General features: G+C 38.4%; 1 protein-coding gene. It reads right to left on the bottom strand.

Going from position 1 to position 917, the window contains the following annotated elements:
• Nucleotides 1–903: AAA family ATPase (locus tag EZV76_RS17810; RefSeq protein ID WP_500683421.1), on the bottom strand; the 903-nt coding region annotated here is incomplete at its 3' end.
• Nucleotides 904–917 lie beyond the last annotated feature (14 nt).

The following is a 917-nucleotide window of genomic DNA, read 5'->3' as shown; positions in this document are numbered from 1 at the left end:
TTTGTACAAATAAGAATCCCCTTCGTTACATGATTTCTTCTTCATATAGATAGATATAGGATCTATGGGGCAATTACTTAGAAGTACATTTTGCGCAACAGCCCTTCCTATCTGATAGAAAAGGAGCCCGTGATCCTGAACCGATCTTACCTGGGATCGCAAATCCCAAGTTTGTTTATGAAGAGCGGATCTAATTRTATTAGTGTCTAGAATTGATTTCTTCTGTGTAATACTAATCGATAGGGCCTCATTGGTAAGTGMTACAAGATCTCGTGCATTGGAACCCATGGTTATGGACCCGAATCCATTAGTATGGMACTTTTTCTWTTCCAAGTGAAATCCCCTAGTATATGAAAGAGTGAAAAAGTGCTTTCGTTGTTGTGGAATAAGAAGCCTTCGTATCTTAATGCACGTATTTAATTTATTCGGAGCTATTARAGCGGGATCCACTTTTTGGGGAATATGAGTCGAAGCAATAACAAGAATATTTCKAGTGGAACATCTTTCACAATYCCTGGAGAGACGRTTCACTAATAAACCGAGGGATAAGTAATTCGACTCATTYACATCCAGATCATGAATGTTTGGAATCCATATTATGCAAGGAGACATTGCTTTTGCTAATTCGAATTGAAGGGTGATATAAAATCGGTCTATTTCCGACATCATATCCATAGCAGCATKCATCAGAGTTAGCCGCTCCAGCTCCGTATCAAGGTCCCGATCGMTATCGTCATTAGCATCAATATCGTCACTAGGCTCAATATAGTCACTATCATCAATGTCGATATCATCAATGTCGATATCATCAATCAAAAAATCTTTAGTCTTGTTATCCAGGAACTTGTTCAGAAATATCGTAATCAAAGGAACATAGGAGTTTGTCGCTAGGTATTTGACCAAATAGGATCGTCCAG

The organism is Flagellimonas alvinocaridis, assembly GCF_004916895.1.
Taxonomy (GTDB): Bacteria; Bacteroidota; Bacteroidia; order Flavobacteriales; family Flavobacteriaceae; genus Flagellimonas; species Flagellimonas alvinocaridis.
This window is presented reverse-complemented; position numbering and strand designations above follow the sequence as displayed.